The following is a 23,133-nucleotide window of genomic DNA, read 5'->3' on the forward strand; positions in this document are numbered from 1 at the left end:
TCCTCATTTTATCGATTTCCCTTTTGTATACACCCTATACATTAAAAGCGGAAGAACTCCTGCCGGAGTTCTTCCGTCCCTTGTTCTTCTATACTCAGAATCTACCCGATTTGAAAATCGAGTAAATCAGCCAGACAAACATGAACAGCGCAACCACCGAACCAATTTCGACGGTCGGAAAATTCCACAGCACGGAAGGCTCGCGGCGCAGCGAAGAGCCGATAATCAGCCCGACCATAATAATGCTGAAGGCCAGCAGAACAATGCTGAACGAAAGCCGGTTGCCGATGCGGTCCAGCTTGCGCAGCAGGCTCTGCAGCTCGGGCACGCCGACCTCCACCTTCAGCCTGCCCCTGCTGATCAGCGCCGACAGCTGCCGGGCTTGTCCGGGCAGCTCCACCAGGCTCTCGGCAAGGTCGGCGACCCCGCCGAGCAGCTTGCGCTGCAGCCGGCTGCTGCTGAAGCGCTGTTTTACAAGCTGCCGGCCGAATGGCTCTGCCATTTGAATGATGCTGAAGGAAGGGTCCAGATTGCCCACGACCCCTTCCAGAGTCAGCATCGTCTTGCCCAGCATCGCCAGATCGGGCGGAATCGCCAGCCGGTGGCGCCGGGCAACCGCGAACAGATCGTTAAGCGCCTTGCCGATGCTGACCTGGCTGAAAGGAACATCATAGTACTCCTCTCTCAGCCGGTCCATGTCTTCATAAAGCGCGGAACGGTCCGCATCCTCCGGAATGACGCCGAGGCGCAGAATCGCGCGCACCATGGCTTCCGTATTTTTGCGCATCAGAGCGATGATCAGGCCCGACAGATGGTCCCTTGTCTCCTCGCTCAGGCGGCCGACCATGCCGAAATCGATCAGCGCAAGCTTCCCCTCGTCCGTCATCATCACGTTTCCGGGATGGGGATCGGCATGGAAGAAGCCGTCGATAAAAATCAGCCCCAGCATGATGTCCACCAGCCGCTCGGCGGTATCTTTGAGATTCACGCCCTTGCTCAGCAGCGCTTCCCGCCGGTTCAGCGTGATGCCCTCCACATATTCCATCGTCAGCACCCGCGAAGAGGTGTAATCCCAATAAATCGCCGGAATATAGGCTGATTTGTTGTCCTCAAGCTGCTGCGCGATTCTTTCCGCATTGCGGCCCTCCTGGCTGTAATCCAGTTCGTTCATCAGGGACTTGGAGAACTCCTCCGCCATCCGGGAGATGCCGTACTGCTTCGCCCAATCCAGACGCCGTTCGGCAAGCGCCGTCAGATCGCGGAGAATTTCCAGGTCGCGGCTCATCATCCGCATGACGCCTGGGCGCTGGATCTTGATCGCCACCGCCGTCCCGCTGAGCAGAACTCCACGGTGAACCTGCCCGATGGAGGCGGCGGCAAGCGGAACATCGTCAAAAGAATCGAACACCTCGCTAAGCGGCTGATCCAGCTCCTGCTCCAGAATATTCCGCGCCGTTTCCGCCGGAAAAGGCGGCACATGGTCCTGCAGCTTTACCAGCTCCGTAATAATGGATTCCGGAAGCAGATCGGAGCGTGTGCTGGCAAGCTGGCCGAGCTTGACGAAGGTCGGCCCCAAATCCTCAAGAACAAGCCGTATCCGCTCCCCGAGCGTCCGGCTAGCGTGCGCCTCCTGGGTCACCAGCCGGCGCGGAAGCGACAGCATGCGGTATAAACCCAATTCTTCCACCATATAGCCGAAGCCATGACGCATCAGCGCCATGGCGATGGACCGGTAACGTCCAGCATGCCTGATCCGCACCATTTTTTAATCCGTGCGCGTATCCGGCATTCCTTCCGCCGGCTGCGTTTCCTCCAATCGGGATATGCCCTCAAGCTCGGCCAGACGCTGCTCGAGAACGGCAATTCGTTCCTCCAAAGCGGCGATGTCGCTTTTTGCTGGAACGTTCAAATCCTTAAGTACGCGCTGCACCTGCTCTTGAACCGCCGATTTTATTATGCCCCGTTCTTCCTCGCCCCGCTCAATCAGCCGGTCGACAAGCGCCTTGGATTCCGAGGGAGCCACTTCTCCCCGCTTGACCAGCTCATCAACGGCTTTTTCCACCTTTTCCTTGCTGACAACGGTGAGTCCCACTCCTAAAGAGATCGCTTTTTTAATCAAATCGCTCATATTCTCTTCCTCCTTGGATTCCGTTTTGCTGAAGGCTTAGGCAACGGTTAAGAAGAAACGGCTTCGCCGTCCTCTGGAAGAGGAAGGCATCCGTTTCTCGTAGAAATACAAGGTCTTTTATAAGCGTGAAACTTATAAATTCTTGTATTTTAAATTATACCTTACCGGGCGGAGGCGCACAAAAAATAGCTTTTACTGCCGGATCGGAATCCGGGCCGCCCATGTAGCGGCTTGCAGCAGCAGCTTCCTTACCTCGGGATGGCGGAACGAAGGCTCATGATGCCCTGGCATCAGATAGACTACCCGTCCCAGACCATAGCTGTGGCACCAGCCCGCCGGCCACCACTGTCCGCCTGCCTCGAATTCAAGCAGGATCGTCTTCTCCGTAAACGGGTCGAATTCAAAGCGGTAAGGCTCTTCTTCCAGCTTAAAGCTCTCTACACCTTCCGTGATATCATGCTCCTGGGTGCGGAATTCGAGCGGCCCGTATGGCGGATGCCCCGCAAATCTGGCGCCGATCAGTTGAGCCAATTCATTGCGGTTCGCGAGCGACACACCTGTATGCAGAACGATGAGTCCGCCGCCGCCGGCGACATAGCTCAGCAGCCCGGCCGTCTGCTGCGGGGAAACCGATTCATTCCACAATTCATTATATCCAATGCACAGATCATAGCCGCCGAGGTTCTCGCTCAGCAGCATTTTTTTATTTTCCGAACATTGGACGATCATCAAATCATTTAAAATATGGCTGACTTGCTCGTCCACACCCTGCAAAGGATGGAACCGGGGATGTGTATATTCGCCCAGCAGCAGACATTTTCTTTTATCCATAAGGGCCTCCTTGTGTAGGTATCCGTAGTCGTTCATTCCATACTGCCTATATTTTAAGGAAAATGATGCCGGATGTCCATTCACGGAAACGGGGAACCGCCTCCTACGGTTAACCATGCGATGTAAAAAGAGCATCTCCGGCCGGCTTCGGCCCGGAAATGCTCCCGTTATTTTTACAAAGAAGGCGGCTAGCGATGAGCCGCCAAATACCGGCCAAGTTCCACGATCATGCTGCCCATCCGCTCCTGCTCCGGCATCACGATCCGCCGAATGCCCGCCTCTTTCAGCGCATCGGCTGTAATCCGGCCCACTGCGACCGCAAGCACTCCGGTCTCGAATGCTTCAAGCATCGCCTGCAGCATGCCGCGGCTGCCCGCGTATTCGGTCAGAAAGCGGATCTGCGGCGCGCTGGTGAAAGTCACGGCATCCACCTTTTCCTCCGTTATTTCCATGAGCAACCGCTCAAGATCCTCTTGCTCCGGCGGCATATGCCGATAAGGCAGAACCTGCCGGACCTCTGCGCCGGCCTCCTTAAGCCAGGCGTTCAGCCGCGGAGCGGGATCGCCGTGCAGCTGAAGAACGACCGCCTTGCCCTGGAGGTCGAAAGGCGCAAGGCCGCGGATCAGCCCCGTCGTGCTTCCGTCATCGTCGCGCACATGGGGGACAAGCCCTCTTTTCTTTAGGGCGTTTACTGTCTTGTAGCCCCGGGCCGCGATCATCGAGCCTGCCAGCACTTCCTGAAAGCGCTCCTCGAGGCCCATCCCGGCCGCGGTTTGGAACAACGCATCGAGGCCCATTCCCGTAGTAAGAATACTCCAGTCCGGGGAATTGCGGGTCCATTCTTCCAGCTCCTGGCGCAGCTCTTCGCCGTCCAGAAACACCGTGCCCTGGGCTGGCCGCAGCAGCGCGGTTCCGCCCATATTGCTCACCAGCTTCGCCAATTCTTCCGACTTGCGCGGACCGGCAAGAGCGACGGTGACGCCTTTTAGTTGATCTGCCATGATGCAGTCTCCCCCTTCATTTCTCCTTGCTGCCTGCCTAAAGTATACTTGCAAGGAGACCCCAAAGGAAAGCCTAGCTCGCCATTCCGGGCGAAGATTCTTCCTCACCCGCAGCCGTCTCCGGCTCAGCCTGTTCCTCGTCAGGACGGCCTGCCGCATCGGAACCGTGCAGTTTGAAGCGGCTGACCAGAGAATGCAGATCGTCGGCCAGATGGCTGAGGTCCGACGACGAGGACGCGATCTCCTCCACCGAGGCAAGCTGCTGCTGCGCTGCTGCCGAAATCGTCTCCGTGTTCGCTGCCGCCTCCTGGGAAATAATGCGGATTTCCTCCATTGCTCTCTCCATGCCGCCGGCTTCCGAAGACAAGGTCTGAACCCCTTCGCCCATCGACTTGATTTTTTCCGCAGCTCCCTTAACCGCCCTGCGGATCCGCGAGAAGGAACGCCCGGTCGTATCGACCGCGAGGATTCCCTCGGATACTTTCTCCTTGGCGTTGTTCATCGTCACTATCGCTTCTTTCATCTCGCTATTAATAGAAACGATTACCTCTGAAATCTGGCGTGCCGATTGCTCCGATTCCTCAGCAAGCTTGCGGACCTCCGCGGCGACAACCGCAAATCCGCGGCCATGCTCCCCGGCTCTCGCCGCCTCAATGGACGCGTTAAGCGCCAGCAGATTCGTCTGCCGGGCGATTCCCGTAATAATGCCCACGATGCCTACAATATGTCCGCTGCGCTCATTCAGCTTGTCGATGACGGCTCCCAGCTCCTCGACTGTCTCGTGAATGCCGTTGATCTTGTCGACGACCTGGATGACCGAGTCGTTGCCTTCCGCCGCAGAGCGGGAGGTATTGTCCATCATCGCCGACACTTCATTCATGTACCCGGAAATATTCGACACTTCCGCAGTGGTCGCGGCCGTGCCTTCCATCCCTTTATGCACACTCCCTACCTGCCGCTCGTTTCCGGAAGCCACCTCCTGGATGGCAACGGTCACATGTTCGATCGCCTTTGTCGTCATCTCGGCGCTGGCTGTCAACTCCGCGGCCGAAGAAGATACGTTGTCGGTCATTTCCTGTACCCCGAGTATCATCTCTCTTAGACTGGCGACCATCGTCTTGAAATTAGCGGCCAACTGGCCGATCTCGTCCCGTCCGAAGGAGCCGATATCCTGCGAAAGATCGCCTTGGCTGATGATCTCCGTCGCTTTGCTCAGCCGGCCCAGCGGACCCAAAAGAGCGCGCAATATAAAGTAGAGCGGCACCAAAGCAAGCAGTACGGACGCGGCGATGACAATAAGCGCAGTCGTCCGGATGCCTTGCGACGCGCCGGTTATTTCACTTGTGTTGATTGTCCCGGCTATTCTCCAACCGGTAAGTTCATTGACCATATAGGTCAGGTTTTTCTTGGAACCTTTATATTCATAATTGAACGAGGCAGCATCGTTCTCGAACATTTTTTTGACAAATTCCACGGATGACGGCTGGCCTAGAGGCTCGGTGGGATGCACTACAAACCTCTTGCTGCTGTCCGCAATCAGAATATACCCCTGCTTGCCGACCTTCAGATCGACCAGATTCGCCAGCTGCTTCAAATTCAGTTCTAGAATGAATACGCCGTTTTTGTCATTAAGCATTGACGATATGGAAACAACCGTCTCCTTGTTCGCATTCTGGAATACCGGCGAGATCACGGGGCCTTTCCCATTCTTGATAGCGCTAACATAAGAAGCTTCCAGCCTAGGATCGTATCCGCCGGGAATGGGGGTATCGGAAGCTTTTATGACTTTTCCCTGGTCAGTTCCTATGTACGCTTCCAGCACATCGGGATGCATCGCCGCATACTCCTTCAATCTGCCTTTCAGCTCGGCGTATGCTTCTCCGTTCGGGTCGCTGTTGACTGTGGCTGAAGAAACGGCATCGATGAAATATTTCACATCGTCCATTTTGGACCGGATATTCGAATTGACGATATCATTGACTGCCGAAACACTCTCCCTCGCATTATAGTCGAGCTGATCCGTTACTGCGCTGCTGGCCGTCCGATATGTCAGGCCTCCGATAAGGAGGCTCGGAACAATCAATACAATTAAATAAATTGCTATCAACTTTGTTCGCATGGTCAAGCCTGCCTTGTTCTTTTTAGGCATTTTCTCTGTTCCCCCATTCAACTGGATAAAATAACGGTAGAAAGCTAAATATATAATGTTATATCGGCATTTGTTAGCTGTAATTCTACTCTTTTTCTTGATTTTGCTCATAAAAATATCCAGTCATTCCATAAACGGACACAAAGAAGGGCTTCCCGGTCTGAAGTCACCGGAAAGCCCTCCTTGAACTAATCTAACTATCAGCGTCAGCAATGGACCACAGCCGCCCGGTCAGTTCACAACCTTATTGCGGCAGGCGGAGCAAACGCCTCCAAAAACGACATGCGCATGCCCGATGCTGTAGCCGGTCTCTTTGGCGACCTCCTCCAGCCAGTGCCCGGGCACATGGCTCATCACTTCATCGACCGCTCCGCACACTTCGCAAATAATATGCTGGTGGTCGTCCATGCGTGCGTCGTAACGGCTGGCGGCCTCTCCCAGCTTCAGTTCCCGAATCAACTGTTTATCCGCAAGATAGCGGAGCGAATTATACACCGTGCCGTAGGCAAGGTTATGTCCCTTCTCAACCAGGCGGTTCATGACCTCCGCCGCGGTCGGATGGTCATGCGATTCACGGACAATATCATAAACGGCTTGGCGTTGGGAAGTCAGATTCAAATGTCTCACTTCGATCACCCTAACTTTATTTTTAGATCAAGTATAAATCTTTAGAGCACTCCGGTCAATAATTTGGAGAGCTCCGGCCCGCAAAAATCCGTCAATCTGCTAGAGAAACCAGGAATTTGCATAATGCTCAAAGAAAATGGTAATGTTGCTAAAAAGTCGATTTATTTCGACAAATTTCTTCAACATTCTATATTGAATTTCCGATAAAATAAGCAAGAGCCGCAGTTGGGTACGGCCACTTTATCCGGGGAGCTCTTGATGCCGCCATGATGATAATAAAATTGATCAATAGCCTTTTTGCAAACTTTTGCATCCTTGTTACTTTCCTGTTTATGTCGGGTATGCTGTCCAAAAAATTTGTCGTCGCCGGCCGTTCGGTCAGCACGGCCGCAAGCGTCAACGCCGGACTGCTCTTCGGATTGTTCGGCATGATCCTGATGTGCTATTCCTTTCCGGTTGGCCCGGGCAGTTATGCTAATCTGCGTCACTTGACGATTATCATCATTTCCTCATATATCGGCTGGCTGCCGGCACTGATCTGCTCCGTGCTCTTGTCCATAAGCCGGGTTCTTTTTTATGGAGTGGCCTATGCTTCCGTATCGGCGAGCATTTCTCTCCTGATTATCGGGTTTTGCTGCTGCTGGATTTCCGTACTGCCATGGTCGCGGCTCCGCAAAGTTATGGTCAGCAACCTGATCAGCATGGGCATCAGCTTTGTGGCGCTCAGCACCAACCTGCGAAGCGTTGGCAGGGTAATGGAATTTTTTCCGCTGCAGCTTGGGGTCACTCTTGCCGCCGGACTGGCCGTTTATTATATTGCCGAATATATTCAACGTTCCAACGAGCTGTACGCACAGCTTGAGCATCGTGCAACGACGGACTACCTTACAAATCTAAACAATCTGCGCCAGTTCCACCGCCATATGGATACGGAGATGGCCCGGGCCGAGCGGCGCGGCGACAGCCTGTCGATGCTCGCTATTGATATCGACCATTTTAAGGTTATCAACGACACCTATGGTCATCCGGCGGGAGACGCTGTCCTGAAGCAGTTGGCCCGCCGCCTCTGCAATCACTCTCGTTCCTATGATATCGTATCGCGAAACGGAGGGGAAGAGTTTACGATTCTGCTCCCCGATTGCCCTCTCCAGCAAGCGCTAAGGGCCGGAGAGCGCATCCGGGCCGCTGTGGAGAACGATCGTTTCCAGCTGCCTTTAGGCATAAAAATTCATCTCACCGTATCCGTCGGGGTTGCGTCGTATCCGGAACATATTCAGGACGCGGACGGAAACCTGCTCTGCCAGTATGCGGACAAGGCGCTGTATGCGGCCAAGAACTCGGGAAGAAACAGGGTCTGCGCCCCCGATTATCACGAAGAGTGAAGGTACAAGCCGCCGCACGGCCATATCGAAGCATCTGATGCACATTGAGCCTTCCTATAAGTTTCTTTTGTCCTTTCAGTGGTAATAGTGGTAATGAATGAAATGACAACTGTATAATGTAGGGAGGAATAATCAAATGAATCCAGAAAATAAATGGCCGGAGAGTCTGCCCAAATTTCCGGAATCGCTGTGGAGAGGAACAACGGAGCTGCCCTCGTTTCCCCGGCTCGCGGAAGATCACACCACCGATATCGCCGTGGTAGGCGGCGGCATCACCGGTATTACCGCGGCATATCTGCTTGCGGAAGCCGGGTTTAAGGTTACGCTGCTGGAAGGCTCCGAGCTGCTCGCCGGCACAACGGGCTTCACAACGGCCAAAATTACGGCCCAGCACGGACTGATCTACAGCAATTTGATCAAGCATTTCGGGGAAGAGCACGCACGCTCCTATTTCCGCTCGAACAGCGAGAGCGCAGAGTGGATCATCCAAACGGCCGGGAAGCTCGGCTTATCTTGCGGTTTGGAGCGTGAGGATGCCTATGTGTACAGTGACGTCGGCGACGAGAAGACGATGAAACAGCTTGAGGATGAATTCGAGGCCTACCGCAAGCTGGGGCTCCCAGGGGAATGGGTCGATTCCGTATCGCTGCCCATGCGCATCGGAGGCGGCATCAAGCTTCCGGGACAAGCCCGCTTCCACCCTCTGCATTATCTGAAGGGACTGCTTGAAGCGTTTCTCGCCAAGGGCGGAACCGTATATGAACATACCATGATCGGCGAAGAGGTGGAGGATCAAGACGGCCTGACGCTCTTCACCGAACGGGGCAAGCACCGCATCAAGTGCCGGCATGCCGTATCGGCCTCCCACTTTCCGTTCTATGACGGTGGAGCGATGTATTTTTCGCGCCTCCATGCGGAGCGCGCGTACGCCCTGGCCTTCGAGCCCGAAACCGACTATGAAGGCGGAATGTACTTATGCGTCGGCGAGCCCAGACGCTCTCTTCGCGCGGTCGAATGGGAAGGACGAAAGCTGGTCATTGCCGGCGGCGAGAGCCACAAGACGGGACAGAGCGACTGTACGATCAAGCATTATGAGAATCTGGAGATTTTCGCTGGAGAGCTTCTGGGCATCCGCCGCATTCCTTTTCGCTGGTCCACCCAGGATTTGATTACAGTCGATAAGGTTCCCTACATCGGCAAACTGTCCAAAGACAAGGAAATCTACATCGCCACCGGCTTCGCGAAATGGGGAATGACGGCTGGCACGCTGGCGGCGCGGATGATTGCCGATCAGATCCAGGGCAAACCGAGTCCCTATACGGAGCTTTACGACCCGACGCGCTTTAAGGCTAACCCGGGCATCAAGAATTTTGTAGTGGAGAACGCCAACGTCGCCAAGGAGCTTGCCCTGGGCAAGGTAGAGTTCGCTCATAAAAAAATAGAGGATCTGAAGCCGGATGAAGGCTGCATTGTCCGCCACGATGGAAAACGCGTCGGCGCCTACAAGGACCCCGAAGGCGGGATTCACCTGGTGGACAGAACATGTACGCATATGGGCTGCGAATGCCATTGGAACGAGAGCGAACGCTCCTGGGACTGCCCATGCCACGGCTCCCGTTACACCTATGACGGTGAAGTGATCGAAGGACCGGCGGTTCAGCCGCTGACCAAGCTGGATTTCTGAAGCTGGTCAGCCGGCCCCGGCCGTGGGCCAACAGAAACTTAATTAAACCAAAGGAGTGATTGTAAAACAATGGAACTGAGAGGTAAGACTGCAGTCATTACCGGTGCCGGTAAAGGCATCGGCAAATCCCTGGCCTTGGCGCTCGCCAAGGAAGGCGCCAACCTGGGACTGATCTCCCGGACCGCCGCCGATTTGGAGGCCCTGAAAGCCGCAATTACCGAAGTGTATGAAGTGAAGGTCAGCATTGCCGTCGCCGATGTATCGGTCCGCGAAGAAGCGGAACGCGCGGTAGCAGCCATCCAGAACGATCTGGGCACATTCGACGTCCTGATTAATAACGCCGGCGTCGCTACTTTCGGCACATTAGTGGACATGGACCCTGAAGACTGGAAACGCCATATCGACATCAATCTGTTCGGCGTCTATTACGTCACCCGCGCCGCGCTGCCTTCGATGATCGACAAGAAGTCTGGCAATATTATCAATATCTCATCCACAGCCGGAGAACGCGGCTTTGCCACAGGCTCCGCCTACTGCGCATCCAAATTCGCGCTCATGGGCATGACCGAAGCCCTCTTCCAGGAAGTGCGCAAGTTCAACATCCGGGTTGTGGCGCTGACGCCGAGCACGGTCAATACCCCGCTCGCGGTGAATGCGGGCCTGCCGATTGGCGACGAAGACCGGATGATGCAGCCGGAAGATGTCGCCGAACTGGCTCTCACGGCACTGAAGCTGCCTGACCGCGTGGTCATCAAAACGGCCGGCATCTGGACGAACAATCCTCAATAGGCTCTTGTCCCCATTCCTTCATCCATTCTTAGCGGGAGGTTTGAAGCTATGCTCGTAGTCACGAATACGATCAAGGTCAAGGAAGGCGCCGGAGCGGCGCTGGCGGAGCGGTTTGCCGGAGCGGGCGGCGTGCAGGACATGCCGGGCTTTGTACGCTTGGAGGTATGGCACGGCAGCGCCAAAGAGGGCGCGGAGGAACTGAAGATCTGTACCGTGTGGGAGAACGAGGAAGCATTCAAAGGCTGGACCGCAAGCGAGTCCTTCCGGAATTCCCACCGGGGGGCGGGCGGCAACGACTCCATTCTCGGAGCGTCGCTCGACAAGTACGAGCTTCTCCTCAGCCGTACTCCAAAGCAGTAAAACGGACGGCCGGACAGCAAAAGCGCAGAAACGCTCCCGAAAGGGAAGAACGTTTCTGCGCTTTTTTTCTACTGCCAATCGGCGAATCCGGGCTGTTGCTTTTCCGGAATCTCCTGGTGATTGCCCGGTGGCATGAGCCGTGAATAAAGAGGCGTTCTTCATATTGAGGCCGGGTCCGAAGAAGCCCGCTCAACCGGCATCCGAAAGCTCGCTGTCCGAGAACTGGCTGTTATACAGATCGGCGTAGAACCCACCTTGTATCAGCAGCTCTTCGTGAGAGCCCTGCTCGATGACTGTGCCGTGGTTCATAACGAGAATCAAATCAGCGTCGCGGATAGTCGACAAGCGGTGGGCGATAACAAAGCTGGTTCTGCCCTGCATCAGCGTATTCATCGCTGTTTGAATCTGGACCTCCGTGCGGGTGTCGACGCTGCTGGTGGCTTCGTCCAATATCAGAATCGACGGGTCCGCCAGGATGGCGCGGGCGATGGTCAGCAGCTGTTTTTGCCCCTGTGAAATATTGGAGGCTTCTTCATTCAGCACGGTGTTATAGCCCATCGGCAGTGTGCGGATGAAATGGTCGGCATGAGCCGCTTTGGCCGCCCGCACCACATCCGCCTCGGTCGCGCCTTCGCGTCCGTAAGCGATATTGTCACGGATCGTGCCGTTAAAGAGCCACGTGTCCTGCAGCACCATTCCGAACCTGCCGCGGAGCTCGCTGCGCTTCATGTCGGTAATATCCACGCCGTTGATCAGAATCTGGCCGCCGCTTAACTCGTAGAACCGCATCAGCAGGTTGATCAGCGTCGTTTTGCCGGCTCCGGTCGGACCTACAATCGCGATAGTCTGTCCCGGACTGACCCGGATGTTCATATCTTCGATCAGAATGGCATCTTCCTTGTATCCGAATTTCACGTGGCGGAACTCAACCGCTCCTTCATCCGGATGATCGGTCTTGCCTGCCAATGCCGCCGCAGATTCCGGCACTTCCTCTTCCTCGTCGAGCAGTTCGAACACGCGCTCTGCGGAAGCGATGGTTGACTGGATAATATTGGCGATGTTGGCCGTCTGGGTAATCGGCATCGTAAACTGGCGCGAATATTGGATAAATGCCTGGATGTCGCCGACTTCGATCATTTTCTTGGTGACAAATATTCCGCCGACTACGCAGACCAGCACATAACCCAGGTTGCCAATGAACATCATCAGCGGCATGATCATGCCGGACATAAACTGTGCGCGCCAACCGGAATTGTAGAGCTCCTCGTTGATATTGTCAAAATCCTTGAGCGATTCCCGCTCACGTCCGAAAGCCTTGACGATCCGGTGGCCCGTGTACATTTCCTCGACATGGCCGTTCAGCTGGCCGAGCGATTTCTGCTGGCCGACGAAATACGATTGGGAGCGCTTGGTGATGCCCATAATCACGACAAAGCTGAGCGGCAGCGTAATAATCGTGATGAGCGTGAGCCACGGACTGATGGTCAGCATCATAATGATGACGCCAATGATCGTAATGATGGATGTAATAAGCTGGGTCAAGCTTTGCTGGAGCGTCGTACTGATATTGTCGACGTCGTTGGTGGCCCGGCTCAGGATTTCCCCATGCGTCCGGGAATCGAAATATTTCAGCGGCAGCCGTTCCAGCTTGCTGTTGACTTGCTCACGCATGTTGAATACGACACTCTGCGCCACGCCTGCCATAATATACTGCTGCACGTAGCCGAAGAGGGCGCTCAGCAAATACAAGCCGGCCAGGATCAGCAAAATTTCATTAATGTAGCCGAAATCGATGGCCGCTCCCGGAACGCCCTTCATCTTGCCAATGACGCCTTCGAACAGCTTCGTGGTCGCTCTGCCCATGATCTTGGGGCTGAAAATGCTGAATACCGTGCTCAGGATGGCTGTAATCAACACGACCAGCAGTTGCATTTGTTTCGGACGCAAATACCCGGTTAGCCGCCGCAGCGTTCCTTTGAAATCCTTGGCTTTTTCCGGCGGCAGCATCATGCCCGCTCCTCCGAAACCTCCGGGTCCGCCGGGCCCTCTGCGCTGCGTCTGCGCGGGACGGTTGTATTCCTGATTATTCTCGCTCATGCAATTTCCTCCTCTGACAGCTGCGAAGATACGATTTCGCGATAGACGTCGCAGCCGGCAAGCAGTTCGCGGTGGCTGCCGATCCCGGCAATCCGGCCCTCATCCAGCACGATAATCCGGTCCGCATCCATAACGGTGCTGACCCGCTGGGCGACAATCAGCACCGTCGATTCCGTCGTCTCCCCTTTGAGCGCGGCACGCAGCTTGGCATCGGTCTTGAAGTCGAGCGCGGAGAAGCTGTCGTCAAACAAGTAAATCTCCGGCTTCCGCAAGAGGGCCCGGGCAATGGAAAGCCGCTGCTTCTGCCCGCCGGATACGTTATTGCCTCCCTGGGCAATTTCCGAGTTAAAGCCGTCTTTCATCGCGGTTACGAAATCCAGCGCCTGCGCAATCTCGGCCGCATGCCGGATCTCTTCATCCGTCGCACCTTCCTTGCCGTAACGGATATTGTCGCTGACAGTGCCGGTGAACAGCACTGCCTTCTGCGGCACATAGCCGATCTTGGCGCGGAGCTCTTCCTGGGTCATCCGCCTAATATCGGTCCCGTTTACCAACACCTCGCCCTCAACCACATCGTAGAAGCGGGGAATCAAGCTGAGCAGCGTCGATTTGCCAGAGCCCGTACCGCCGATAATCGCCGTCACTTCTCCGGGCTTTGCGCTGAAGCTGATGTTAGACAGGGCCGGCTGCTCCGCTCCCGGATAGGAGAAGGAGACGTCCTTGAATTCCACGAAGCCGTGAAGTCCGGGTTTCGCCGGCTGATCCAGCGAAGCGACCGTAATTTCGGGATCGGCGATATCCGGCGCCAAGTCTTCCAGGTCCGGCGTTTCCGGCACTTTGATTTCGGGGTCCGAAATTTCCGGCACCATATCGAGCACTTCGTTAATGCGGATCGCGGAAGCCGAAGCGCGCGGAATGAGCACGAACATCATGGAAACCATAATAAGGGAGAACATGATCTGCATCGCATATTGAATAAAGGCCATCAGCGAGCCGACCTGAAGGTCGCCGTTATTAATCCGGATGCCGCCGAAATAAAGAATGCCGATCATGGAAAAGTTCATGACGAACATCATCATCGGCATCAGCAGGGCCATAATCTTGTTGACCTTGACCGCCGTATCCGTCAAATCCCGGTTGGCCGCGCTGAATCGCTTGTTCTCGTGCTCCGTTCGGTTGAAGGAACGGATGACGCGAATGCCGACCAGATGCTCGCGCAGCACCAGATTCAATTTGTCGAGCTTGATCTGAATCGCCTTGAAGAGCGGCAGCCCCTTCATGCCCACATAGGCAATCGCCAGGGCAAGCACAGGTATGACGACGACAAAGATCAGGGACAGCTTGGCGTCTTCGGACACCGCCATAATAATACCGCCGATCATCATCATCGGAGCGCCGACCATCATGCGCAACATCATCATAAGCACCGTCTGTACCTGGGTAATATCGTTCGTCGTCCGCGTAATAAGAGATGCGGTCCCCAGCTTATCAAATTCGGTCAGTGTAAAATTCTCCACATGATTGAACATGCGTGAACGCGTGTCGCGCCCGAAGCCCATGGCTACTTTGGCCGACAGAAAGCTGGCAACAACGGAGCAGAGCGCGCCTCCGCCCGCAACCAGCAGCATAAAGCCGCCGATCCGCCAGATTAAGGCCCGGTCCTGCTGCACAATTCCCTTGTCAACGATGTCGGACATCAGGGTCGGGAGATATAAATCGCCCATTGACTGCAAGAACACAAGCAGAAGAATTGCGGTGATCGGCAGCGAAAAAGGCTTTAATTGTCTGAATAATTTAATCATTCTGCGTCATCTCCGTTCATTGGTAACCGTTCAATATCGAGCATATGCTCTTGGGCAAAAGCGTGCACTTTAAGCAGAAGATCCGCCAACCGGCTGCTGTCTTCCTCGCCCAAAAAGTCCACGAGCTTGTTCAAGGTCGCGGTTCTATGCTCTTTTGCTCTTTCGGCAGCCTTGCCGCCCTGTTCGGTCAAATTGACGCGCACTACCCGCCGGTCGCTCGAATCCGCCTGCCTGGCAACCATTCCTTTCGCTTCAAGGCTGTTGATGAGCTGGGTAACCGTCGGCGGAGTCAGGCCCAGCAAACGGCTGATTTCCGACACCTTCAGTCCCTGCTTGGCAGAACGGCCATTCCTTGCGATGCATAGCATCAGTGTCATTTCGCTGGGTTTATTGCCTTCCGCAGCTTGGGTCCACTTCGCCTTATGCAGCTGCTGCAAAGCTAACAGCAGCTTGTGCGGCACCTTGTTGTTATCGTCCTCTATCCCAATTGTTGTCCCTCCATTTAGCGAATTCCTTCCGTTTCGTTTACTTAGCATCCCTAATTATTATACAGTATATTATTTAGGCTTACTAATTATATTTTCGCTTTGATCTCTTGTCAAACTTTGAACAGATTTAGTGTCGCAGTTCCCCTCCTCTAAGCCAACAGCGAAGGTGGGGGTTAGACACGTCTGCTTAACAAACATATGTTCTTGTGTTATGCTAGATCCATCAAACTTGCGATGGAGGCGTGTCTCATGAAGGTGGTCAAAACACTTAAACATACGATTACGTCTCACCACCGCATGCTAGATGCGACTCTCCTTGTGTATCAAGAGGCGCTCTCGTTCTTGATTACGGTCATTCACGAGCAGTTTATGGCCTTAGAACCGTTATCCACACAAGCGGTTGTGACGGCAGTAGAACGGCTGACTCACCGCACCAGGCACAATCCGAATCCGCTGTACGCCGAATTCGATCAACGCTTTTATAAGTTTCCTTCGTACTTCCGCAGAAGTGCCATTGCAGAAGCATTTGGCATTGTGAAAAGTCATCATTCCCGTTTTGAGCTTTGGCAAGCCGAGCGGCAACACGCTCAGCAAGAAGGGAAACGCTTTTCGAAGAAACCGCCGACACTCCAAGCTAAGCATCAGGCGTTCCCTTGCTTGTACAAAGGCAATATGTTCAAACGAACCTCCGATAGGGCAGCCAACATCAAGGTATTTCATCAAGGCAATTGGGTCTGGCTCCCCATTACCTTTAAAGGGCAAGACTTATTCAAACGTAACGTGTGGAGCATGAAAGAATGCAGCCCCACATTGGTTCGAAAAGGAAAACGCTATGCCCTTCATATCGCCTATGAAGGGGATGTGAAGTTGACTCAGGCGGAAATTTCCAAGCAACGGGTGTGTGCCGTTGATTTAGGCTTAACGAATTCCGCAGTCTGTTCCGTGATGGACGCTAACGGCACTGTCTTGGCGAGGACATTTATCAACCAAGCCAAAGAAAAAGATCGGATGCGCCAAATCACAGGCAAACTGAAACAAGCCCAGCGTCAATCCGGTATAGGGGCAAAACCGAATTTCTGGCGGCGGATGAACGGCTTACAGACGCATATCGTCCACGATACCGCGCATCAAATCCTTGCCTTTGCCCAAAAGTACCACGCTGATATCATTGTCATGGAGTATTTAGGGAAGATGCGTCTGCCTAAAGGAACGTGGGGAGCCAAGCGGCTTCGTGCCAAACTCCAGTTTTGGGCCAAGCGGTGCATCCAAACGAAAGTGACCGAAATGGCGCATTTCTTGGGGATGTGGGTTTCCATGGTTAATCCTGCGAATACAAGCGCGCTTGCTTTTGATGGCAGTGGATTTGTACAACGCAACACGAAGCGTGATGTTGCTGTATTCGCAACAGGCAAAACGTATCACGCGGACCTTAATGCCTCGTATAACATCGGCGCACGATATGTGCTACGTAATATACACAAAGCCACATCTGAAAAGATGTGGTTGTCCTTGGAGGCCAAAGACCCTCCATTGGCAAAACGAACGTATTGGACGTTGGCTTCCCTCATTCGGGTGCAACAGGCGTTGAGCCTTCAATCATGAAGCTCGCAAGCGTGTGCAACCCTGTATCGATGCCAACAGAAGCCCCCACTTCATGCGTAAGCTAAATGGGGGAGAGTTCACTTCGCTATTATTATCCTGGAACCGCACGTCAAAAAGACCCTCCCGCCGCATTGGGCGGGAAGGTCTATGGATTATCGATTATTGGCGGGACGATTCATCCCTTAAGTAGCTGTATTGGCGCGAAGCAGCTGTATTGCCGCAGCTAATTCAGTCTTCTCGCCGGACCCAGCCTTTCATCTGTATGCCGGCCGCTGATTCGTGCGGCTCCGGAGATTCTCCATCATTTTATTCTGGGCAAGCAGGATATAACTGTCGAGGCGCTCGCTGAGCTCAACAACGGTGCGGTCGCTGAGACTTCGCTGTTGAGCGACCTCCAGCAGTTCGCATCTGAGACTCTCTATAGTTATGAACAATTCTTCTTCCCTGCATTCTCTCACATAATCATTCTGGGGTGTACATTCCTGAAGCACTGCATCACCTTCCCTCTGATACCTTCTACTCTATTATATATCATGATACCAAAAAAACATATTTTGCAAAAAAAGAAAAATATGTCGATGCTCCAACTTTTTTTTATGACTCCCGGCAGACTCGCCCGAACGGCGATTACCTCTCGTTCAAAAGATCGCGCGCGAAGGAGATCCACTCGCGGGCGGCGAAGGACAGATAGCGGTCCTTGCGCCAAATCATACCAAGCTGCCATGGAATGGCCGGCTCGGTCAACGTGACAATGGAAATACGCGATCGGTCCATATCGCGGCAGATCGTCTGCGGAAGCAGGGCAATGCCGAGACCGGCCGCTACCATCCGGGCGATAAGGTCCCACTGGGAACTTTCATACACGACCATGGGTTGAAACCCCGACTTGACGCATTCGGTGATCACGCGGTCATGCAGGGCGAAATCCTCACGGAACAGCACAAACTCCTCATCCTTCAGCTCCACCAGGGGAACCGAGCTTCGGCCCGCCAGCCGATGGCCGGCAGGCACCAGCAGCTCCAGCCTTTCCCGGACGAAGGAGAAAACATGAAATCTGGCTTCATCTACGGGAAGAACAACGACGCCGATATCGAGGAAGCCAGTGTCCACATCATTTTCCACTTTCTTCGCCCCGTCCTCGTACAGCCGGATCGTAACGTCCGGGTACTTCCGGTGAAACTGGCCGATCACGGACGGAAAGAAGTTGGCCCCTACCATAGGCGGCAGACCGATGCGGATATGGCCCTGCTTCAGGTTGCGCAGGCTGTCCAGCTCGGAGGAGAGGCTTTGGAAGGATACGACGATATTTTGCGCTTTGGCGAGCAGGATCTCGCCCGCGTCGGTCAGTTTGATGCTCTTGCCTTCCCGGTAGAACAAATCCGCCCCAAGTTCTTCCTCGATCTGCCGGATCATTTTGCTGACGGTGGGCTGGGTAATGTACAACGATTTGGCCGCCTTGGAAAAGCTGTTCAGCCGGGCCGCCTCCACAAAATACTGCAACTGCCTGATATCCAAAGCGTTAATCCTCCTATATAGACAAAAGGAATATCATCTATTCGATATATTCATTTTACCTATGTAAATAATTGTTGTAAAATTTCAATATAGCTTGAAAGGGGCGGGCCTTATGAGAAAACTAATGATTGCAATGCTGCAGGTAGGTGCGCTGTCCGTATTCTCCCTAATAATGGGGAAACTTAGCTCTTGGTTACATCTTCCGGTTCCCGGAAGCATTATCGGCATGGTGCTGCTATTCATCATGCTGGAGACGGGTGTCATAAAGCTGGGCTGGGTCGAGGCCGGCGCAACCTGGCTGCTTGCCGAGCTGCTGCTGTTCTTCGTTCCCTCCGCTATCGGCGTTATGAAATACTCATCATTGCTTGGGACGGACGGTCTCAGCTTACTGGCGATCATACTCGCGGGAACCTTTATCGTTATGACCAGTTCGGGACTGCTAACAGCCCTTATTTTCAAATTCAAGGAGGGAAGACATCATGCTAACCGGACTTCTGTTTCTGGCTCTGACTCTCGCAGTTTATCTGATATCCAAAAAGATTTACGCGGCCAAGACGAAAGTGTACTTGTCTCCGCTGATCATTACGCCGCTGCTAATTATCAGCTTCCTGCTGATGATGGGCGTATCCTTTGATTCCTACAATGCGGGAGGCAAATGGCTCACCGACCTGCTTCAGCCGGCAACCGTTGCCTTTGCCATCCCTTTGCATAAAAACTTCAAGGTGCTCAAAAAGCACGCCACAGAGATTGCGGCAGGCGTACTGTCAGGAACGGTGATGGCGGTCATATCATCCGTTCTCCTGGCCCATTGGCTGCACCTCAGCAGCAATCTGGCAACAAGCCTGGTGCCCCGGTCGGTCACTACGCCGATCGCCATGAACATCTCGCAGAGCATAGGGGGCATACCTAGCATTACGGCCGTATTCGTCATTTTGACCGGAGTGCTTGGTACGCTGATGGGACCGACGGTCCTTCGCCTCTTCCGCATTGACAATGAAGTTGCGCGCGGTGTATCGCTGGGAACCGCTGCGCACGGTATGGGCACTTCCAAAGCCTTCGAGCTGAGTTCGCTGACCGGAACCATTTCCAGTATCGCGATGATTCTGACGGCGCTGTTTACACTCAGCGTAGCGCCGGCTCTACTCGCGGTCTTCCTCCACTAGGCCGCCCCGGCTTGGGCCGCAGACACCCGCTTCAAGCATATTGCTGAAGCGGAGTGTCTTTTTTTACGGAATTTATAACTTCACCGGCGCTTCCTTACGGGCCGATTCGAAAGCCGCGCAGGTGACCTTGAGCGTCTTGTAGGCGTCCGCGTAATCGCTCAGTATCCTGCTGCGGTCCCCTGTGCGGACGGCATGGAGGAATGCCTCGCTCTCCGACACGTAGGGGTTGCCGCTGCTGGTGTATTCGGCGCTGTCTCCATCCCGCACCTCCAGCAGCCGCTGCGGGTTCCAATCGAGCAGGCCGCGGTCGTTGTAGAAGCTGAGTCCAACCCTGCCTACCTCTCCTGGAAGGACGCAGGTGTTGGAAATATTGGCCACAATGCCACTGGCAAGCTTCAGCGACACCGTTCCAACGTCCGCGACGCTGACGCCGTCTTTTTTCTCATGCATGACCCGGTTCCCGAACATCGCGTACACTTCCGTTACTTCTCCCGCCAGGTAGCGGAGCAGATCCACGATATGCGTCGTCTGCTCGGTGAACTGCCCGCCGGACTGCTCCTGATCGCGCCACCACGGCGCCTCCGGCATACTGCCCATCCACTGGCCGACGATCATCCCGATTCTATCGCCCTGCAGCGCCTCTTTCAGCCGTTTGACGTTCTCCTGATAACGGAAATGGTAGCCGACGGAGGTCAGAAGCCCACTAGTCTCGATATCCTGAAGAAGACTCGCCGGAATTTCCGTGTTCACCCCGAGCGGCTTCTCAACGAAAAAGGGAATTCCCCTCCGGATCAGCGTCCGTTCAATCGATCCATGGGCTCCCGGCGGCACACAAATGTAAACGGCGTCCAGCTTGTGGGCGTCCAGCATTTCCACCGGGTCGCCATAGCCTTCCGCGGCGTAGGACCGCGCCATTTCTTCACCCTTGTCCCTGCTGGTGCCGCACACCGCCTGCAGCTTGACCCCCGCCATTCCGGCCAGCAAATCGGCATGCACCTTGGCGAACCAGCCTGTTCCGACCATTCCGATATTCAGCGTCATTTCCTAAGCCCCTCCGTTTCCCGTGATAGATCCTTTTTCAAAATATAAGAATTTATAGTCTTGAAAATTATACTGCGTTATCCAAGCACCCGGTAGTCTCTCCATTCGTCCGGCAGCAGCCATACATAAGGAGACTCCAGGAAGCGGTCGTCGGCAAGGATAATCCCGCCGGTATCGTGTTCACTGCGAATGAGCCGTCCTCCCGCCTGAAGCACCTTGCACATGCCGGGGTACACGTAAGCGTAGTGAAATCCGTTCTTGCCCCGGGTGCTGAAATACTCCCTCAACAGGTTGCGCTCCAGTCCAAGCTGAGGCAGGCCGACACCTACGACCATGACGCCGTTCAGCCGGTCTCCCGGCAAATCAACCCCTTCCGAGAAAATCCCGCCCAGCACGGCAAATCCGAGCAGCGTCTCCTCGTTGCCCGGACGGAATGCCTCAAGAAACCTCTCCCGTTCCTCCTCGCTCATCCCGCTTCCCTGCACAAGCGTCCTTACCCCGGGCACAGCGGCGGCAAAGACATCATATACGTCCTGCATATATTGGTAGGAAGGAAAAAAGACCAAATAGTTCCCTTTCCGGGCAGCCATCGCCGCGAGCGCCGTTGAAAGCGGGACAAACGAATGCTCCCGGTCGCGAAAGCGCGTCGATACCGGCAAAATGCCGATCTCCCACTGTTCCTTGCGGAAAGGGGAAGGCACCGTAAGACTGTAATCCTCTTCACCCGCACCGAGCATTTCCCGGTAATAAGAAAGGGGCGACAGCGTCGCCGAGAAAAAAATCCGGCTGCGGAAGCCTTTGGAGGACTGCGCCAGCAAATGCGACGGATCCAGATTGAACAGCTTCAGGAAGACATCCCCTCTCCCGCTTTCCGCGTAGGTGATGTACCGCTCGTCGTACATCTTGCAGGCGCGCAGCATCCCTTGGGCGTCATAGTAGGCCTCAAGCAGCCCCTCCTCCTGCTCCCCTTCGGCAAGGAGCGCCGGGGAGGGCCGGAGCAGTTCCCGCTCCGCCTCCTGGACGAACACCTCCAGCAGTCCCGGCAGCTCCTCGGGATACTCGCTCCATTTGCCCGCGCCGGCCGTCCCGCATTCTTTGCGAAGGGCGATAAACAGGGCGTTAACGCCCCCCGCCGCCGCGCTCAGCGCGCGGTTCCGCGCCTTGTAGCTTCGCTTCAGCGCCAGAAAGGGCGCCTTTCGCAAGCCCGCGGAGAACATCTCCCGGCCGCGGTCGACCAGATTATGAGCCTCGTCGACAAGCAGCGCCGTCTCCTTCTTCCGTTCCTCCGCAAGCCGCTTCATGCCGATGCGGGGATCGAAAATATAATTGTAATCGCAAATCACGGCGTCGCTTACATACGCCGCGTCAAGCGACAGCTCGAACGGGCATACCATATGCTTGCGGGCGTATTGTTCCAGAACCCGCCGGTCCATCAGCGTCTCGTGTTCAAGCATATCCATCAGCGCGCCGTTGATGCGGTCATAATACCCGTCGGCAAACGGGCAGTAGTCCGCTCCGCAGAGCCCCTCTTCCCGGAAACAGGCCTTTTCCTTGGCCGTCAGCGTAACTACATGCAGATGAAGGCCGCGGGCGGACATTAGGGCGAAGGCTTCCTGCGCAGCTATCCGCGTAATGGTCTTTGCCGTCAAATAGAACAGACCGCGCAGCAGCCCCTCTCCCATCGCCTTGACGGCCGGAAATAGAGTGGACATCGTCTTGCCTATGCCTGTCGGAGCCTGGGCGAACAGGTTCACGCCTTCCGAAATGGAGGTGTAGACCGCGCCGGCAAACCGCCGCTGCCCTGCGCGGTAGGCGGGGAACGGGAACTCCAGCCTGCGGATGCTTTCGGTCCGGCGTTCCCCGTGCTCAAGCAGCAGAATCGCATAGGGAGCGTAGGCCGCCGCCGTAACGCCCGCAAAATCCGCCGCTTCCCCGGCGGTCACGAGCCGCTCGAAGCTCTTCTGCTCTCCGGTCGTACTGTGAACATAGGTAAGTCTGACCGTGATAGCCGGAAGCCCCTGTTCCAAGGTAATCATATGCGCATACATGAGCGCCTGAGCCCAGTGCACTTCGCGGCCCTCCTCCGGCAGCTCCGGCCCCCCGGTCGATTTGATCTCCTCGACGGTAAGGCTCCCGTCCGCAGACAGCAGCAGCCCGTCGCAGCGCCCGAAGACGGCGATAACCAGCTCCCCGCAGGAAATCTCCGAGCTGAGATACACTTCTTTCCGGTCGCCTTCTTTATACTGCTGCTGGACTTTCTGGTGTATGCGCGTTCCCTCCGCCATGGAGGCGGCGCTGCGGAAGCCCGATTCGGGCTGCCGCTGCGGTACACATACTCCACAAGCGATCTTACTGAAATGGTTACGGAGGAAGCCAAGGTAAGCCTCTCCTTCCTGAGCCTTTATGCTGTTTCCGCTGCGCCTTTTTTCGATTTCTGCCGTTCTCCGCCGCTATGGGTTCATTTCCGGCCGAAA

Annotated in this window: 18 protein-coding genes and 2 pseudogenes; 7 read left to right on the forward strand and 13 right to left on the reverse strand. The window is 55.0% G+C overall.

Annotation, left to right across the window (positions count from 1 at the left end):
* Nucleotides 1-94: 94 nt before the first annotated feature.
* From PUR_RS24505 to PUR_RS24530, 6 genes and pseudogenes are all read right to left on the reverse strand, one after another.
* Nucleotides 95-1,762: an ABC1 kinase family protein gene (locus PUR_RS24505; protein WP_232101632.1), complete on the reverse strand. Its 1,668-nt coding sequence runs from the start codon at nt 1,760-1,762 to the stop codon at nt 95-97.
* 3 nt (nt 1,763-1,765) lie between these two features.
* Nucleotides 1,766-2,149, reverse strand: a pseudogene (locus tag PUR_RS24510) (phasin family protein); the annotation flags it as partial.
* A gap of 171 nt (nt 2,150-2,320) precedes the next feature.
* Entirely contained in the window at nt 2,321-2,959 is a 639-nt protein-coding gene (locus PUR_RS24515; protein ID WP_179037464.1) for a ThuA domain-containing protein, read from the reverse strand.
* A gap of 188 nt (nt 2,960-3,147) precedes the next feature.
* Complete coding sequence (locus PUR_RS24520) at nt 3,148-3,960, reverse strand: uroporphyrinogen-III synthase (protein ID WP_179037465.1); 813 nt, start codon at nt 3,958-3,960, stop codon at nt 3,148-3,150.
* A 73-nt stretch (nt 3,961-4,033) separates the two neighbouring features.
* On the reverse strand, nt 4,034-6,079 hold the full coding sequence (locus PUR_RS24525; RefSeq protein ID WP_232101633.1) for a methyl-accepting chemotaxis protein: 2,046 nt from the start codon (nt 6,077-6,079) through the stop codon (nt 4,034-4,036).
* A 261-nt stretch (nt 6,080-6,340) separates the two neighbouring features.
* Nucleotides 6,341-6,736, reverse strand: a complete 396-nt coding sequence (locus PUR_RS24530; protein WP_124696488.1) for a Fur family transcriptional regulator — start codon at nt 6,734-6,736, stop codon at nt 6,341-6,343.
* Between the two features lie 266 nt (nt 6,737-7,002).
* On the opposite strand from PUR_RS24530, the gene PUR_RS24535 reads away from it, so the two are divergent.
* From PUR_RS24535 to PUR_RS24550, 4 genes are all read left to right on the forward strand, one after another.
* Nucleotides 7,003-8,118, forward strand: a complete 1,116-nt coding sequence (locus tag PUR_RS24535) for a GGDEF domain-containing protein (protein WP_179037467.1) — start codon at nt 7,003-7,005, stop codon at nt 8,116-8,118.
* Between the two features lie 136 nt (nt 8,119-8,254).
* A complete protein-coding gene (locus tag PUR_RS24540) occupies nt 8,255-9,802 on the forward strand; it encodes an FAD-dependent oxidoreductase (RefSeq protein ID WP_179037468.1) in 1,548 nt (515 codons plus the stop codon).
* Nucleotides 9,803-9,871: 69 nt separating this feature from the next.
* Nucleotides 9,872-10,591 (forward strand): 3-ketoacyl-ACP reductase, encoded by a 720-nt coding sequence (locus PUR_RS24545; protein WP_179037469.1) that lies wholly within the window; start codon nt 9,872-9,874, stop codon nt 10,589-10,591.
* A gap of 48 nt (nt 10,592-10,639) precedes the next feature.
* Entirely contained in the window at nt 10,640-10,951 is a 312-nt protein-coding gene (locus PUR_RS24550; RefSeq protein ID WP_179037470.1) for an antibiotic biosynthesis monooxygenase, read from the forward strand.
* A gap of 189 nt (nt 10,952-11,140) precedes the next feature.
* On the opposite strand, the gene PUR_RS24555 is transcribed toward PUR_RS24550, so the two are convergent.
* Genes PUR_RS24555 through PUR_RS24565 form a run of 3 tightly spaced genes read right to left on the reverse strand, consistent with a single transcriptional unit; the run spans nt 11,141 to nt 15,311 of the window.
* Nucleotides 11,141-13,048 (reverse strand): ABC transporter ATP-binding protein, encoded by a 1,908-nt coding sequence (locus PUR_RS24555; RefSeq protein ID WP_179037471.1) that lies wholly within the window; start codon nt 13,046-13,048, stop codon nt 11,141-11,143.
* Nucleotides 13,045-14,850: an ABC transporter ATP-binding protein gene (locus PUR_RS24560; RefSeq protein ID WP_179037472.1), complete on the reverse strand. Its 1,806-nt coding sequence runs from the start codon at nt 14,848-14,850 to the stop codon at nt 13,045-13,047. Before PUR_RS24560 ends, PUR_RS24555 begins: the two co-directional genes overlap by 4 nt.
* The gene (locus tag PUR_RS24565; RefSeq protein WP_232101634.1) at nt 14,847-15,311 is read right to left on the reverse strand and encodes a MarR family winged helix-turn-helix transcriptional regulator; all 465 of its coding nucleotides are present in this window, start codon (nt 15,309-15,311) and stop codon (nt 14,847-14,849) included. Before PUR_RS24565 ends, PUR_RS24560 begins: the two co-directional genes overlap by 4 nt.
* 276 nt (nt 15,312-15,587) lie before the next feature.
* On the opposite strand from PUR_RS24565, the gene PUR_RS24570 reads away from it, so the two are divergent.
* Nucleotides 15,588-16,940, forward strand: coding sequence for a transposase (locus PUR_RS24570; protein ID WP_179037474.1), 1,353 nt, complete (start codon nt 15,588-15,590; stop codon nt 16,938-16,940).
* Between the two features lie 254 nt (nt 16,941-17,194).
* Here PUR_RS24570 and PUR_RS24575 read toward each other — a convergent pair whose 3' ends face one another.
* Together PUR_RS24575 and cidR are read right to left on the reverse strand one after the other, a co-directional pair.
* On the reverse strand, nt 17,195-17,431 hold the full coding sequence (locus tag PUR_RS24575) for an aspartyl-phosphate phosphatase Spo0E family protein (RefSeq protein ID WP_232101635.1): 237 nt from the start codon (nt 17,429-17,431) through the stop codon (nt 17,195-17,197).
* Nucleotides 17,432-17,567: 136 nt separating this feature from the next.
* Entirely contained in the window at nt 17,568-18,455 is an 888-nt protein-coding gene (gene cidR / locus PUR_RS24580; protein ID WP_124696480.1) for a cidABC operon transcriptional activator CidR, read from the reverse strand.
* 112 nt (nt 18,456-18,567) lie between these two features.
* On the opposite strand from cidR, the gene PUR_RS24585 reads away from it, so the two are divergent.
* Nucleotides 18,568-19,089: a CidA/LrgA family protein gene (locus PUR_RS24585; protein WP_332107922.1), complete on the forward strand. Its 522-nt coding sequence runs from the start codon at nt 18,568-18,570 to the stop codon at nt 19,087-19,089.
* The gene (locus PUR_RS24590) at nt 18,995-19,618 is read left to right on the forward strand and encodes a CidB/LrgB family autolysis modulator (protein ID WP_332107955.1); all 624 of its coding nucleotides are present in this window, start codon (nt 18,995-18,997) and stop codon (nt 19,616-19,618) included. The genes PUR_RS24585 and PUR_RS24590 overlap by 95 nt, the downstream gene beginning before the upstream one ends.
* A gap of 72 nt (nt 19,619-19,690) precedes the next feature.
* Here PUR_RS24590 and PUR_RS24595 read toward each other — a convergent pair whose 3' ends face one another.
* Both PUR_RS24595 and PUR_RS24600 read right to left on the reverse strand, forming a co-directional pair.
* Complete coding sequence (locus PUR_RS24595) at nt 19,691-20,659, reverse strand: Gfo/Idh/MocA family protein (protein WP_179037476.1); 969 nt, start codon at nt 20,657-20,659, stop codon at nt 19,691-19,693.
* A 77-nt stretch (nt 20,660-20,736) separates the two neighbouring features.
* A pseudogene (locus PUR_RS24600) lies at nt 20,737-23,036 on the reverse strand (helicase C-terminal domain-containing protein).
* Nucleotides 23,037-23,133 lie beyond the last annotated feature (97 nt).

Origin of the sequence: Paenibacillus sp. URB8-2, from assembly GCF_013393385.1 — a bacterium.
Classification (GTDB): domain Bacteria; phylum Bacillota; class Bacilli; order Paenibacillales; family Paenibacillaceae; genus Paenibacillus_AQ.

Coding starts and splice junctions, on each gene's coding strand:
- PUR_RS24505 (WP_232101632.1), bottom strand. CDS start 1,762: ATGGTGCGGATCAGGCATGCTGGACGTTACCGGTCCATCGCCATGGCG.
- PUR_RS24515 (WP_179037464.1), bottom strand. CDS start 2,959: ATGGATAAAAGAAAATGTCTGCTGCTGGGCGAATATACACATCCCCGG.
- PUR_RS24520 (WP_179037465.1), bottom strand. CDS start 3,960: ATGGCAGATCAACTAAAAGGCGTCACCGTCGCTCTTGCCGGTCCGCGC.
- PUR_RS24525 (WP_232101633.1), bottom strand. CDS start 6,079: ATGCGAACAAAGTTGATAGCAATTTATTTAATTGTATTGATTGTTCCG.
- PUR_RS24535 (WP_179037467.1), top strand. CDS start 7,003: ATGATGATAATAAAATTGATCAATAGCCTTTTTGCAAACTTTTGCATC.
- PUR_RS24540 (WP_179037468.1), top strand. CDS start 8,255: ATGAATCCAGAAAATAAATGGCCGGAGAGTCTGCCCAAATTTCCGGAA.
- PUR_RS24545 (WP_179037469.1), top strand. CDS start 9,872: ATGGAACTGAGAGGTAAGACTGCAGTCATTACCGGTGCCGGTAAAGGC.
- PUR_RS24550 (WP_179037470.1), top strand. CDS start 10,640: ATGCTCGTAGTCACGAATACGATCAAGGTCAAGGAAGGCGCCGGAGCG.
- PUR_RS24555 (WP_179037471.1), bottom strand. CDS start 13,048: ATGAGCGAGAATAATCAGGAATACAACCGTCCCGCGCAGACGCAGCGC.
- PUR_RS24560 (WP_179037472.1), bottom strand. CDS start 14,850: ATGATTAAATTATTCAGACAATTAAAGCCTTTTTCGCTGCCGATCACC.
- PUR_RS24570 (WP_179037474.1), top strand. CDS start 15,588: ATGAAGGTGGTCAAAACACTTAAACATACGATTACGTCTCACCACCGC.
- PUR_RS24585 (WP_332107922.1), top strand. CDS start 18,568: ATGAGAAAACTAATGATTGCAATGCTGCAGGTAGGTGCGCTGTCCGTA.
- PUR_RS24595 (WP_179037476.1), bottom strand. CDS start 20,659: ATGACGCTGAATATCGGAATGGTCGGAACAGGCTGGTTCGCCAAGGTG.